Raw genomic sequence first — 12,776 nt, 5'->3', positions numbered from 1 at the left:
AGGCGGGCGAACCGGTGAACACGAAGTGCCCCCCCCCCCCCCCCGCCCCGGGCGCCGCCGACCCGGCGGCCCCCGCCCCCCCCCCAGACCGTTCGCCCCGCCCCCCCCCCCCCCCCCCCCCCCCCCCCCCCCGCCCCCCCGCCCCCCCCCCCCCCCCCCCCCCCCCCCCCCCCACATGGGGGCCCAAAAACCCGCGCCGCCGGAGGCGGCGCCAAAAAACACAGGAGCACCGATGATCCTGGTGGCTCAGGTCAGCGATACACATTTCGACCTCGGGACCCGTAATACCGAGCGCGCCCAGCGGGTGATGGCCTATCTGGCGGAGTTACGCCGGCGGCCCGATGTGATCGTGGTGACCGGTGATATCACCGATTCCGGCAAGCCCGAGCAGTATGCCGAGGCCAGGATGTCGTTGCAGGCGGATCTGCCGGTGCTCGCGATTCCGGGCAATCATGACGAGCGGGCCGCGTTCCGCGAGGTACTGCTGTCCGGGACCCCCTCGGACGATCCGGTGAATCTGGTGCACCGGATCGGCGATCTCACCCTGATCCTGCTCGATTCCAGCGTCCCCGGGCAGTCCGGCGGACGGTTGGCCGAGGAGACCTACGACTGGCTGCACGATACTCTCGCCGCCACTCCGGCCGATGCCGCCGTACTGCTGGCGCTGCATCATCCGCCGGTTTTCCTGCACAGCCCGGTCGTGGATCCGATCGCGCTCGATGATCCGCACCGGCTCGCCGCCGTGGTCGCCGGTGACCGGCGCATCATCGGCACCATGACCGGTCACGCGCATACCGCCGGGGTGAGTACGTTCGGGGGCCGGCCGCTGCTCATCGGTCCGAGCACCGCCTCGGTGCTGGGTGGGGAATGGGAGCTGGCGCCGCCCGAACGGGTGATGGATTACGGACCGGATCCGTCGGTGGCGCTGCATGTGATCGACGACGATCACCGGCTGATCACACATTTCCGCAGCGTGCCGATGGGTGGCTGGATCGCGTCGCCGTACTGATCGCGCAGCCGGTCGCCGCTCGCGGTCCGACCGCTGGTGCGGCCGGCGTTTCTCAGTACCGTCCGGCCCGGGCGCGCCGGTAGGCGGCGGGGGTGGCGCCGGTCCAGCGTTTGAAGGCGTAGATGAAGGTCGAAGCTTCCGCGTAGCCGAGGCGGATCGCGACATCGCTCACCGACAGCGGTGTCGTGGTCAGCATTTCCTCGGCCAGCGCCTGCCGTACCTCGTCGAGCAGGGCGCGATAGCTGGTACCGGCAGCGTCGAGGTGCCGGCGCAGGGTGCGGGTGCTCATGTTCAGGTCCGCGGCCACCATGTCGATGCCGGGCGGTGCGGTGAAACCGTCCATCCCGCCGCGCGGGACCAGCCGGGCCCGCACCTCGGCGGCGATTCCGGTGCGCGCGCGGCGCCGGTGCACCAGGTCGCGGCATTGCGCCAGGCAGATCGCCAGTGTGTGCTCGTTGGCCTGCGGGAGCGGCTGGTCGAGGAGCGCCGGATCGAGCGCGACCAGGTTCTCCGGCCGCCCGAACCGCGGTGGGGCGACCGTGACGGCGGCGATCACATCGGCGTACGGAGGTTCGGGGAAGCGGAATTCGGCCCGGACGAGTTCAAGATGGCGGCCCAGCAGATCGCTCATCACCTGGTGCATGGCGGTCACATCGCGTTCCACCAGGAACTGCCGGACATCGGCGGGTACGGATTCGTCGAGGATCCGGCCGACGAATTCGCCGTTCTCCCACTGCGTCACCGGCAGGCAGAAGGCGAAGCTCAGTTCCATGTACCGCAGCGCGAAATCGATGGCCTCGGCCAGCGTGGGACTGCTGACGCAGGCGAAACCGAAGATCCCGAAGGTCGTGATGCGATAGCGGCGGCCTACTTCGATCCCCATGCCGGGACGATCGAGTTGCCGGACCAGATTGCGGACGACGGCGAGTTCGGTATGCGCGTCGATCTGGGCGTCGGGGTCGTGCAGGCGGGCTTCGGTGAGATCGGTGCCGCGCAGCAGGGCGGCGGTCGGGATGCCGTGTTCGGCGCCGTAGCCCGCCATCAAGGCGACACTGGCGACACCACGCGGGAAATCCCAGTCCCCGACCGACGGACGCTGCACCATGCCGCCATTATGGCCGAATATCTCGATCCGACCGACGGCGGCTACCAGGACAGCTCGGCGCAGCGGCGGGCGGTATCGCTCGTTTCGATCTGCAGGGTCGCATGCTCGATATGGAACTTCTCGGCGAGCAGTTTCTGGGCGGCGCGCAGGATCTCGTCACCGGGGTCGGATACCGAGGTGGTGATATGCGCCGAGGCGACCTCCATTCCGGAGGTGAGGGTCCAGACGTGCAGGTCGTGCACATTGCAGACCCCGGGCACCGCGGCCAGCTCGGCGGCCACCGCCTCGACGTCCAGTTCTTCCGGGCTGTGCTGGAAGAGGATGCGCAGCGCGCGGCGGGCCAGCAGGTAGGTGCGCGGCAGCACCCACACGCCGATCGCGACGCCGACGACCATATCGGCGTAGTACCAGCCGGTCGCCAGGGTGATCGCCGCCGAGGCCAGCACCCCGATCGACCCGACCATATCGGCGAGCACCTCCAGGTAGGCGCCCCGGACGTTCAGGCTCTCCTCGGCCCCGCGGCGCAGCAACAGGAAGGCCGCGATATTGGCGACCAGGCCGACCGCACCGGCGATCAGTACCGGCCCACCGGGCACTTCGGGGGGTTCGCCGAATCGGCGCACCGCCTCGAGCAGGACGTAACCGGCGACCCCGAACAGCAGCACGGCGTTGGCCAGGGCCGCGATCACCTCGGCGCGGTAATAACCGAAGGTGCGGCTGAAACTGGGCCGGGTGTTGCGGGCCAGCACGATCGCCGAGAGCGCCATGGCGATACCGACGACATCGGTGAGCATATGGGCGGCATCGGACAGCAGCGCCAGCGATCCGGTGGCCAGCGCGACCACGAGTTCGACGAGCATGAATCCGGCGCCGATGGCCAGCGCGAGGGCGAGGCGGCCGAGATACTTCCCGGAGGCGCTCTCGGGCGATACCCGATGCGTATGATCATGTCCCACGCAGACAACATATGCGTTGATGCGCATGCTTGCAACACCTTCGATTCGCGTGGTGCCGCGGGGCTGGCAGACTTGACGTCGTGACCGACCAAGCCGCTACCACCCGGCCCGGCGCGCCGGGCCTGCCCGCCGGCGCCCCGCGGGGCGCGGCGTTGCGGCCCATCGAACTCGCCACCGGCGCCGTCCTCGGCGGCGCCACCGTCGGACTCGTCACGGTCGGTTCGGTGGTGCCGTTCGCGGCGGCGCTGCAACTCGTCGCGGCGGTTCCCATGGGCCTGCTGGCCCACCGGTACCGGTTCCGCGCCCTGCTCACGGCCTCGGTATCGGCCGCGCTCGTCACCTTCGTCGCCGCGGGGCTCACCGCCGCCACGGCCATGGTCGCCACCGCGACCATCGGCGGGATCGTCGGCTCGGTCAAACGCCGCCGCGGCGGCCTCTTCGCCGTCACCGGGCTCTCGGTGCTCGCCGGGCTCGCCTGGGCGGTGTTCTCCGTCGGTTTCCTGCTGGCCTTCTCCGCGACCCGCAACCTGATCTTCGACAACATCCGCAACACCGCGACCGGTTTCGCCGACCTCACCTCGCGGCAGGCCCAGCTTGCGCCCCTGGGCCGCGGCGTACTCGACCTGGCCGAGGTCGTGCTGCAGTGGTGGTGGATCTATATCGGCGCCACCGTCGCGCTAGGCACCGTGGTCACCGCGCTGGTCTCCTGGTTCGTGCTCGGTTCCGTGCTCGATCGGCTGGCCTGGCTCCCCGGCACCGACCGGCTCGACGCACCCGCCGACGACCGCCCCATCGCACCGCTACCGGTCACCCTGCGCGCGGCCGGCTACCGCTATCCGGGCGCGGCCGGCGACGCGCTGGCCGGGATCGACCTACGGGTGGAGGTCGGCGAATTCATCGCCGTGGTCGGGCACAACGGGTCCGGGAAATCCACGCTCACCCGGTTGCTGGCCGGGCTGCCACCGACTTCCGGCACGGTGGACCGCCCCGGATCGGCCGGTCTGGGTCATCTGGGCGGCACCGCCCTGGTACTCCAGCGCCCGGAAAGCCAGACCCTCGGCGTGCTGGTCGCCGACGATGTCGTATGGGGACTGCCCACCGACCTGGCCGCCGAGGTGCCGATCGACGACCTGCTGCGCGAGGTCGGGCTGGACGGGATGAGCGCCCGGGAAACCGCGACCCTCTCCGGTGGCCAGCAGCAGCGGCTCGCCGTAGCGGCCGCCCTCGCCCGGCGCCCGGCGCTGCTGATCGCCGACGAAGCGACCTCCATGATCGACCCCGACGGCCGCCGCGAACTCGTCGCGCTCCTGGCCGAACTACCGAAACGGCATCCGATGGCGGTGGTCCTGGTAACCCATCACGAAGCCGACGCGGCCGCCGCCGACCGCGTGGTCCATCTGGCCGGCGGCCGGATGGTCGACCGGCTGCCCGCCTGGCCGAAGCCGGCGCGCGCGCAGCGCCGCCGACCGGTGGGCGATCCGATCCTGGAACTGCGCGGCGTCCGGCACACCTACAACCGGGGCACGCCGTGGGAAGCGCCGGCCCTGCACGGGATCGATCTCACGGTGCACCGCGGCGAAGCGCTGCTGGTGGTCGGCGGGAACGGGTCCGGGAAATCGACGCTGGCCTGGATCATGGCCGGGCTCATCGCGCCGAGTACCGGCCGCTGTGAACTCGCCGGGAAACCGGTCAGCAAGCAGATCGGCCGGGTGGAACTGGCCTTCCAGCATTCCCGGCTGCAACTACAACGGCATACGGTCGGCGAGGAGATCGCCGACTGGGGCGGGGAGGGCACCGGATCGGGGACCGTCGGCAAAGCGCTCGACGCCGTCGGCCTGGACCGCTCGCTCACCACCGGATCCATCGAGGAACTCAGCGGCGGGCAGGCGAAACGGGTCGTCCTGGCCGCGATCGTCGCCAGCCATCCGCAGGTGGTGGTGCTCGACGAACCGCTGGCCGGGCTGGATCCGGAAGGCCGCGCCGATATCGTCGACCTGCTGGGCCGGTTACGCGATTCGGGTCTCACCCTGATCGTCATCTCGCACGATGTCGAGGATGTCGCGGCCATCTGCGACCGCATGGTCCACCTGCGGGCCGGACGGATCCCGGAAACGGAGGCGGCGCGGGTCCCGGTCCCCGAACCGGACGCCGATACCACCCCCATCCCGCCGGTCCGGCCGCCCGGCCCGGTGCACCCCGCACCGGGCGCGGCCTGGCGGCTGCGCGGCGACGCCCACGGAATCGACCACGGAGGCGCCCGATGAGCACGGTACTGCTGCGCCAGGTCCCGGTGGCCAGCCCGATCCACCGGCTGTGGGCCGGCACCAAGATGATCGGGGTCTTCCTGATCAGCGTGCTGCTGATGATCCTGCCCAGCTGGCCGATCCTCGGCATCATGATCGTGTTCCTGATCGCGGTCGGCGTCGTCGCGCGCCTGCCGCTGGGCGTGGTCCCCCGGCTGCCCTGGGTGTTCTGGCTGTTGATCGGCATCGGCGCCCTGATCAGCGCACCGGTCGGCGGGGCCGCGCTGCTGCGCTACGCCCAGATCGTGGTGTTCGCGCTCATCCTGCTGACGGCGTCCATGCTGATCGCCTGGACCACCCCCATGAGCGAGATCGCCCCCGCGCTCGCGGCCCTCGGCCGGCCCCTGCGCAAACTCCGGGTACCGGTCGACGAACTGGCGGTGGTGGTGGCACTCACCTTGCGCGGGCTCCCGTTGCTGCTGGAGGAGATCCGGATCCTGCGCGCGGCCCGCCGGCTACGCCCGAAACCCGGCCTGCTGCACCGCACCACCGACCCGATCATCGATATCCTCACCGCCGCCATGGCGGTTTCGACCCGCCGCGCCGGTGAACTCGGCGAAGCCATCACCGCCCGCGGCGGCACGGGCCGGCTCACCGCACGCACCGCCGCACCCGGCCGCAACGACGCGGTCGCCTTGATCGTGGTAGTAGCCGTCTGCGCGGGGGCGCTCACGCTCGAATTACTGATCTGAGCCGGCGGCTACTTCTTCTGGTCGCGTACCGCTTTACGAGCGGCTTCCTGTGCCTTGTCGACCTGGGAGGCGTACTTGCCGCCGGTCTTCTTGTCCACCGCGTCGCCGACCTTCTCGATCAGCGGGTCGACCTTGTCGGCGTTCTTCCGCGCCAGACCCAGCGCCTTGTTCGCCAGCCCTTTGAAATCCATGGTGCGCTCCTCGCTCGAACTGCTTCGGCAATAACGATACCCAGCGAGTTCGGTGCAAGCGTGGGAACGAATGCGGCGACGGCTGTCACACTTCGCCGAGCCATGCCGGATGCCAGAAGCGGCCACCGTCGGTCCAATCCATGTAGCGCACAGTGCCTTTGATCTTCGGCGTCACCCAGATCGCGTCCCGGGTCTCCTCGGCCGACATCTCGTTCGCGAACGGCGTGGTCTTGCGCTGCAATCGGCGCAACCGGGCGGCGAGGTCGTTCATCTTCGCCTCGTCGAACCCGGTGCCGACCCGCCCCGCATATATCAGTCCATCCTCGGCGGGTATCCCGACCAGCAGCGAGGCGAATGGGCGCGCCTTACTGCGCCGCATACCGCCGATCACCACCTCCTGGGTGCGCCAGTTCCGATGCTTCACCCACGAATGGCCGCGAGTACCGGGCAGGTACACCGAATCCAGCCGTTTGGCGATCACACCCTCGGCGCCTTCCTCCTCGCTGCGACGTAGCGCCTCGGTCCCGTCCCCCTCGTAACGCGGCGGCACCCGGAGTTCGGTGGTCGTGGCGGCGAGCGCCTCGAGCACCCGGCGCCGATCGCGATAGCGTTTGCGCAGCAGCGAGGTGCCGTCGAGGAACAGCAGGTCGAAGGCGAGAAACTCGGCGCGGCGCGGATTCGCTTTCAGCAGCGCCACATTCACCGCGCCGTCCGGACCGCGCACGATGAGTTCGCCGTCGAGTACCGCCTGATGATCGGCCAGCTCTTCGGCCAGTACCGCCATCTGGGGGTAGCGGGCGGTGACATCGTTACCGGCACGGCTGCGCAACCGCAGCTCGCCCGCGTCCACTTCGACGATCAGCCGGTAGCCGTCCCATTTTCGTTCGAACGCCCAGTCCGTTTCCGGTAGCCCGGCCACCTCGCCGCTGGTGGCCAACATCGGGGTGAGACCTCGGGGCAGTTCCGCCCGCGGTGCGGGCTGGTCCTTCATCAGGTGCATCAGCCACTGGTCACCCTCGGTGCGGATCAGGGCGTACCGACCGTCGAGCCGGTTACCGCGGAAGACCACGATCACCTCGTCGTCGCGCCATTTCTCGGCACGGTAGGTGCCGGTGTCCCAGATCGACATCTCTCCCCCGCCGTACTCCCCGGCCGGGATGGTGCCGTGGAAGTCCAGGTATTCCAGCGGGTGGTCCTCGGTGTGCACGGCGAGCCGGTTCTGCCGCGGGCTGTCCGGCGGCCCCTTGGGCACCGCCCACGACACCAGTACCCCGTCCCGTTCCAGCCGCACATCCCAGTGCAGCCGCCGGGCATGGTGTTCGTGGACGACATAGCGGTTGTCCGGCCCCGGCCGGGGCGAATGCGGCGGCACCGGTTCCGGCGTGCGGGCCGGATCGCGCATCGAGCGATATTTCGTGAGCGCGTCGTCCAAGGCCGGATCGAGCCCCGACAGCAGGTCGCCGTCGCGGCGATAGCGCTCCAGCACTTCGTCGAACCGCAGCTGGCGCAGATCGCCGATGTCTTCGATCTCGGCCCAGCTGCGCGGCGCCGCGGCGTTCGGCTGCTCACGCCCGCGTAGCGAGTACGGGGCGATGGTCGTCTTCGACGGATTGTTCTGGCTCCAGTCCAGGAACACCTTCCCGGCGCGGACCTTCTTGGCCATTGTGGCCGTGACCAGGTCGGGAAGCAGTTTCTCCAGATTCGTGGCCACCTGTTTGGCCACCGTGGACGCCCCGCCGGGGCTCAGCACCCGGTCCAGCGGGACGTACAGGTGGATACCTTTGCTTCCGCTGGTCAGCGGATAGGCGCGCATCCCGATCTCGGCGACCATATCGCGCACGCCGAGCGCCACCCGGGCACATTCGGGCAGGCCGGCGCCGGGGCCGGGATCGAGGTCGAATACCAGCCGCGTCGCCGGTCCCCGCGCGTCGCCGTCGAACCGCCACTGCGGCACATGGATCTCCAGTGCCGCCTGCTGCCCCAGCCACACCAGCCCGGCCTGCGAGGAAACCACCGGGTAGTGCGCGACCCGGTCGGAATGCTCCTGGGCGCGCCGCGGCAGCCAGTCGGGCGTGCCCGCACCCAGGTTCTTCTCGAAGAACGAGGATTCGGCGACACCGTTCGGCCACCGTTTCCGGGTGACCGGCCGGCCCGCGATATGCGGCAGCATGGCCGGGGCGATTTCGGCGTAGTACTCGATGACCTCGCCCTTGGTGGTACCGGTGGCGGGGTAGAGCACCTTGTCGAGATTGCTCAGCCGGACCTCGATATCCCGCTGCCCCGGCTCACCGCCGAATGCCCGGTGCACGCCCGTTACCCCCGGAAACGGCCGACCACGGGCCGCACCGGGGCGAGGTTCACGGCCGCGGGCCTGCCGGCGGTTGGCCCGGCTGCCCCGGACCGCCCGGCTGTTCGGGCGGGACCACCTTGCGGGCGGCCTCCTTACCCTTCTGGATCTTGTCCGCGTACTTGCCCTTGGTCTTCTGGTCGAGGAAATCCCCGGCCTTGTCGACCGCTTGGTTGATCTTGTCCGAGTTCTTGGCCGCCACTTCCTGCCCCTTGCCGGCCAGATTCTTCAGGTTGTCGATCAAGCTCATTGCCGAAATCCTTCCTGTTGCCGGGCGGTTGTGTTCACCCCATATCCTCCCACCACGCGCGCGTCGGCGGGAGATCATCGAGGTCGAGGCGTTGCCCCGGCAGCGGAACGGTGATCTCGGTACCGGCCGCGGCCGCGGCGTCCACCAGCCGCCGGACCGGCTCGTCCCAGGGGTGCGGCGCCAGGTTGAAGGTCGCCCAGTGGATGGGCAGCAGCACGCCGTGCGCCGGGTCACCGCCGCACAGATCAGCATGTGCGCGGACCGCTTCCTCGGGATTCATATGGATATCGGCCCAGCTGTGGTTGTAGGCGCCGATGGGCAGCAGGGTGAGGTCGAACGGGCCGCACCGCGCGCCCGTCTCGGCGAACGCCTTGGTGAAACCGGTATCGCCGCCGAAGTAGACCCGATGTGCAGGCCCGGCCAGCGACCATCCCGCCCACAGGGTGGTGTTGCGGACCAGCCCGCGGCCGGAGAAATGGCGCGCCTCGGCGCAGGTGATCGCCAGTTCACGGCCCGAATCGTCGCGTGCGGGCAGTGAATACGTATCGCCCCAATCCAATTCGGCGATCCGCGTCTCGGGTACACCCCAATGCCGCAGGTGCGCCCCGACTCCCAGCGGCACCACGAAAACCGCTCGCTGTGTGGCCACCAACTCGGTCACCGTGTCGGCGTCGAGATGGTCGTAATGGTCGTGCGAGATCACCACCGCGTCCACCGGCGGCAGTTCCGTCAGCGCCACCGGAACCGGATGGATACGGCTCGGGCCCACCAGCCGGGACGGCGAAACCCGCTCACTCCACACCGGATCGGTGAGTACCCGGAACCCGTCGATCTCGATCAGCGCGCTGGCATGTCCGAACCAGGTGACGGCGAGATCCGCGGCGGCCGGCGGCTGTTCCGGTTCCGCCAGCGGCACGGTGCCTTTCGGCCGGCCCGCGCGCATCGCGCTCACCATCGACAGCAGCCCGGCCGGGTTGTCCGGCACCACGATCGGCGAGGCGGGCTCGGTGTTGTGGAATTGCCGGTTGCGGTAGGCGCGGGCTCCGGACACGGTGGGCGCGATCGCGGAGACCGAGGCACCGAGCGCCGCCGGTAGCCCGTCCAGCGCGCGCAGCACCCAGCCGAGCGCTGTCATTCCGGCCAGACCCGCCACCACGGCGGGCAGTGCGCGTGACCCTCTCATCGGCCCACGAACTTCGGTGCGCGCTTCTCCTTGCGGGCCAGCCGGCCCTCCTCGGCGTCCTCGCTGTTCCATGCTGCCTCCAGGGCGGCCTGCTGTTCTTTGGGCGCCGGCGCCCGGGTGTCGTCGTCGTTGAGTTCCAATTTGAGATGGCGCAGCGACAGCGGGGCGAGTTCGGCCATCGACTTCGCCCACGTCTGCGCGTCGGACAGAGTGCCGATGCGGTTGGCGAAGCCGAAGGTGTAGGCATCGGCGGCCGAGATGGGTTCGGCGCCGAGCAGGACGGTGCGGGCCGGTCCGCCGCCGAGCAGCGAGACCAGCCGGCGGGTGGTCCAGCGATCCACCGAGATACCGAGTTTCGCCGCCGGAATCGCCAGATACGAATCCGGCGCCATCACCCGCAGATCGGCGGCCATGGCCAGCTGCACCCCCGCACCCAGCGCGGGCCCGTTCAGCGCGGCGATCACCGGCACCGGCATAGCCTCGACCTCGTGCAGCGTTTCCAGTAGCGCGTCGAGGAATTCGGTGGAATACACACCGTCCAGATCCGCGCCCGCGCTGAACACCGGCCCGGTGCCGGTGACCACGATAACCCGGGCGTCCAGCCGGGCGTTCGAGAACGCTTCCCGCAGTTCGACCACCAGATCCAGGTTCAGCGCGTTACGCCGTTCCGCACGCTGCAGTTCGATGGTGACGACGTCGCCGTCGCGGCTGACCCCGAGCATGTGTGTCCTTCCCCGCTCAACGAATACCGATCCAACAGCCAATAACGATGCGCTACTGCCCACTCTGCCACAGCCCGGGGTAGGCCGAGGTAGCACGACGCGGGGTGGAAGCGGCCGGGCACGCGGGGAACGCGGCCGGTCAGGGCCTCAGGTGTCCAGTCCCATCGCGAAGGTGTCCGGGTCCGGGCCCGTGCGGGTGCCGTCGTCCAGCGCGGTGATGGCCCGCATCTGGTCGCCGGTGAGCTCGAAGCCGAAGACGTCGAAATTCTGCTCGATCCGCGCGGGCGTCACCGATTTCGGTATGACCACATTGCCGAGCTGCAGATGCCAGCGGATGACCACCTGCGCCGGGGTGCGGCCCACCTCTCCGGCGATCCGGGTGACCACGGGATCGTCGAGCAGGGTGCCTTGACCGAGCGGGCTCCACGCCTCGGTCGCGATGGCGTGCTCGGCGTGATATTCGCGCAGGGCCCGCTGCACGAGCCTGGGGTGTAGCTCGATCTGATTGACCGACGGCGTCTCGCCGGTCTCGGCGGTCACCCGCTCCAGATCGGCGATCCGGAAATTGGAGACCCCGATGGAGCGCACCAGGCCGTCGGCCTTCAACCGCTGGAAGGCGCGGAAGGTATCGACGAACTTGTCCGCGGCGGGTACGGGCCAGTGGATCAGGTACAGATCCAGGTAGTCCAGGCCCAACCGGTCGAGGCTCGCCGTGCAGGCCCGCAACGTCGAGTCGTAGCCCTGGTCGGAGTTCCAGAGTTTGGTGGTGACGAATATTTCGTCACGGGGCAGGCCGAACTGCCGGATGGCGCGACCGGTTCCCTCTTCGTTCTGGTACGCCGCGGCGGTGTCGATACTGCGGTACCCGGCCCGCAGCGCGGCGGTGACGGTATCGAATACCTGGTCCGGCGGAACCTGGAAGACCCCGAATCCGAGCTGCGGAATCAGGCTCCCGTCATTGAGCACGATGGGGGGAACTACACCGATCTCACGTTTGGTGGTCACCGCTTCGACGGTAGGAGGGGTTCGGCAGCAGGTCAACGAAAACCGGTCTCGTGTCCGAACCGCTTTGACAGATCGTTGTGTTTTTACAACAATGTGTTGTGTGAGCCCAGTAAGACGCGGGGAAACACTACCGATTTTCAACCGGATCGCGGTATTGCGCGCGGAACATCGAATGTCACGAGCCGCGCTGGCGGCGGCGGTGAACGTCAATCCGCAGACCATCGGCGCCCTCGAACGAGGCGACCACTACCCGAGCCTGGACCTCGCGTTCCGGATCTGCGAGGTCTTCGGGCTACCGGTGGAGGCGGTGTTCGCCCGCACCGAATTCACCCCGCTGTCGGCGGAGGTCTACCCCCGCGAGAAAGGAACGCTGCCATGACCGCAGCCACCGAACCCACCACCCTGATCGACCGCTACCAGGCCTACCGGGTGCGCCGCTGGCTGGCCCGGGAGAAACAACTCGCCGGAATGCTGCCCGGCTGGCGCACCAGGAACCGCCGGCGCGCCCTGGTGGCCGCCGTCGCGGTCGCGCTCACCGTCCTGTTCGTCACCGGGGTGCTGTGCGCCTTCGGCCTCGAATGGGCGGCACTGTTCGCCGGGCTGTGCGCCCTGCTGTTCCTGCCCGCCTGGACCATGCTGCGGATAGTCTCCATGGCGCAGGACAGCGCTCCCGCCGAAACCCTGGACGAGCTGGAAATGGCGCAGCGCGATACCGCCCGCTCGATCGGCCTCACGATCACCCAGGCACTCTGCGTTTTCCCGATGCTGTACCTGGTGTGGAGCGGCGCCATCTTTCCCGAGGCCGACGCGTTCCGCACCGCCTACGCGGGCGGAGTCATGATCCTGGCGACCCTGCTGGCCGGCGGTTGCGCCCCGGCCATGATCCTGGCCTGGTCCAAACCCGACCCGGAACCCGAGGTCTGACACCGGCGCCTCGCCCGAGCCGACGGCGGGATAGCCCGGCTCCGCGCCGAAGCCGGTGAGCCGCCGTGCACAGCCGCCGCCGGTTCCAC

Annotated in this window: 13 protein-coding genes; 5 read left to right on the top strand and 8 right to left on the bottom strand. The window is 69.4% G+C overall.

Going from position 1 to position 12,776, the window contains the following annotated elements; all coding sequences use genetic code 11:
- Positions 1-232 precede the first annotated feature (232 nt).
- Positions 233-1,009: a metallophosphoesterase gene (locus QH276_RS31220; RefSeq protein WP_280402752.1), complete on the top strand. Its 777-nt coding sequence runs from the start codon at positions 233-235 to the stop codon at positions 1,007-1,009.
- A 52-nt stretch (positions 1,010-1,061) separates the two neighbouring features.
- Here QH276_RS31220 and QH276_RS31215 read toward each other — a convergent pair whose 3' ends face one another.
- Together QH276_RS31215 and QH276_RS31210 are read right to left on the bottom strand one after the other, a co-directional pair.
- Positions 1,062-2,114 carry an AraC family transcriptional regulator gene (locus QH276_RS31215; protein WP_280402751.1) on the bottom strand — a complete coding sequence of 351 codons (1,053 nt, stop codon included), beginning with the start codon at positions 2,112-2,114 and terminating at the stop codon, positions 1,062-1,064.
- Between the two features lie 41 nt (positions 2,115-2,155).
- A complete protein-coding gene (locus QH276_RS31210) occupies positions 2,156-3,097 on the bottom strand; it encodes a cation diffusion facilitator family transporter (RefSeq protein WP_280402750.1) in 942 nt (313 codons plus the stop codon).
- Positions 3,098-3,192: 95 nt separating this feature from the next.
- On the opposite strand from QH276_RS31210, the gene QH276_RS31205 reads away from it, so the two are divergent.
- Together QH276_RS31205 and QH276_RS31200 are read left to right on the top strand one after the other, a co-directional pair.
- On the top strand, positions 3,193-5,334 hold the full coding sequence (locus QH276_RS31205; protein ID WP_280406991.1) for an ATP-binding cassette domain-containing protein: 2,142 nt from the start codon (positions 3,193-3,195) through the stop codon (positions 5,332-5,334).
- Positions 5,331-6,065 carry an energy-coupling factor transporter transmembrane protein EcfT gene (locus QH276_RS31200; RefSeq protein ID WP_280402749.1) on the top strand — a complete coding sequence of 245 codons (735 nt, stop codon included), beginning with the start codon at positions 5,331-5,333 and terminating at the stop codon, positions 6,063-6,065. Before QH276_RS31205 ends, QH276_RS31200 begins: the two co-directional genes overlap by 4 nt.
- An 8-nt stretch (positions 6,066-6,073) precedes the next feature.
- Here QH276_RS31200 and QH276_RS31195 read toward each other — a convergent pair whose 3' ends face one another.
- The 6 genes from QH276_RS31195 to QH276_RS31170 all read right to left on the bottom strand — a co-directional run bounded on the left by QH276_RS31195 (position 6,074) and on the right by QH276_RS31170 (position 11,763).
- Positions 6,074-6,256 (bottom strand): antitoxin, encoded by a 183-nt coding sequence (locus QH276_RS31195; protein WP_063062680.1) that lies wholly within the window; start codon positions 6,254-6,256, stop codon positions 6,074-6,076.
- A gap of 85 nt (positions 6,257-6,341) precedes the next feature.
- Positions 6,342-8,564, bottom strand: a complete 2,223-nt coding sequence (locus QH276_RS31190; protein WP_280402748.1) for an ATP-dependent DNA ligase — start codon at positions 8,562-8,564, stop codon at positions 6,342-6,344.
- Between the two features lie 49 nt (positions 8,565-8,613).
- Positions 8,614-8,853, bottom strand: a complete 240-nt coding sequence (locus tag QH276_RS31185) for an antitoxin (protein ID WP_280402747.1) — start codon at positions 8,851-8,853, stop codon at positions 8,614-8,616.
- A 34-nt stretch (positions 8,854-8,887) separates the two neighbouring features.
- A complete protein-coding gene (locus QH276_RS31180; RefSeq protein ID WP_280402746.1) occupies positions 8,888-10,036 on the bottom strand; it encodes an MBL fold metallo-hydrolase in 1,149 nt (382 codons plus the stop codon).
- Positions 10,033-10,758 carry an enoyl-CoA hydratase gene (locus QH276_RS31175; protein WP_280402745.1) on the bottom strand — a complete coding sequence of 242 codons (726 nt, stop codon included), beginning with the start codon at positions 10,756-10,758 and terminating at the stop codon, positions 10,033-10,035. The genes QH276_RS31180 and QH276_RS31175 overlap by 4 nt, the downstream gene beginning before the upstream one ends.
- Before the next feature lie 147 nt (positions 10,759-10,905).
- Positions 10,906-11,763 (bottom strand): aldo/keto reductase, encoded by an 858-nt coding sequence (locus QH276_RS31170; RefSeq protein ID WP_280402744.1) that lies wholly within the window; start codon positions 11,761-11,763, stop codon positions 10,906-10,908.
- Between the two features lie 91 nt (positions 11,764-11,854).
- Here QH276_RS31170 and QH276_RS31165 point away from each other — a divergent pair, with 91 nt between their 5' ends.
- Together QH276_RS31165 and QH276_RS31160 are read left to right on the top strand one after the other, a co-directional pair.
- The gene (locus tag QH276_RS31165; protein WP_280402743.1) at positions 11,855-12,142 is read left to right on the top strand and encodes a helix-turn-helix transcriptional regulator; all 288 of its coding nucleotides are present in this window, start codon (positions 11,855-11,857) and stop codon (positions 12,140-12,142) included.
- Positions 12,139-12,687 carry a hypothetical protein gene (locus QH276_RS31160; RefSeq protein WP_280402742.1) on the top strand — a complete coding sequence of 183 codons (549 nt, stop codon included), beginning with the start codon at positions 12,139-12,141 and terminating at the stop codon, positions 12,685-12,687. The genes QH276_RS31165 and QH276_RS31160 overlap by 4 nt, the downstream gene beginning before the upstream one ends.
- The last annotated feature ends 89 nt before the right edge of the window (positions 12,688-12,776 follow it).

This window comes from Nocardia carnea (genome assembly GCF_029869215.1).
Classification (GTDB): Bacteria; Actinomycetota; Actinomycetes; order Mycobacteriales; family Mycobacteriaceae; genus Nocardia; species Nocardia carnea_B.
The sequence above is the reverse complement of the archived record's forward strand: the minus strand, read 5'-3'. Positions and strand labels throughout refer to the sequence as shown.

Bases quoted from the DNA above. Each gene is read 5' to 3' on its own strand.
- QH276_RS31220 (WP_280402752.1), top strand. From the start codon at position 233: ATGATCCTGGTGGCTCAGGTCAGCGATACACATTTCGACCTCGGGACC.
- QH276_RS31215 (WP_280402751.1), bottom strand. From the start codon at position 2,114: ATGGTGCAGCGTCCGTCGGTCGGGGACTGGGATTTCCCGCGTGGTGTC.
- QH276_RS31210 (WP_280402750.1), bottom strand. From the start codon at position 3,097: ATGCGCATCAACGCATATGTTGTCTGCGTGGGACATGATCATACGCAT.
- QH276_RS31200 (WP_280402749.1), top strand. From the start codon at position 5,331: ATGAGCACGGTACTGCTGCGCCAGGTCCCGGTGGCCAGCCCGATCCAC.
- QH276_RS31195 (WP_063062680.1), bottom strand. From the start codon at position 6,256: ATGGATTTCAAAGGGCTGGCGAACAAGGCGCTGGGTCTGGCGCGGAAG.
- QH276_RS31185 (WP_280402747.1), bottom strand. From the start codon at position 8,853: ATGAGCTTGATCGACAACCTGAAGAATCTGGCCGGCAAGGGGCAGGAA.
- QH276_RS31180 (WP_280402746.1), bottom strand. From the start codon at position 10,036: ATGAGAGGGTCACGCGCACTGCCCGCCGTGGTGGCGGGTCTGGCCGGA.
- QH276_RS31175 (WP_280402745.1), bottom strand. From the start codon at position 10,758: ATGCTCGGGGTCAGCCGCGACGGCGACGTCGTCACCATCGAACTGCAG.
- QH276_RS31165 (WP_280402743.1), top strand. From the start codon at position 11,855: ATGTGTTGTGTGAGCCCAGTAAGACGCGGGGAAACACTACCGATTTTC.
- QH276_RS31160 (WP_280402742.1), top strand. From the start codon at position 12,139: ATGACCGCAGCCACCGAACCCACCACCCTGATCGACCGCTACCAGGCC.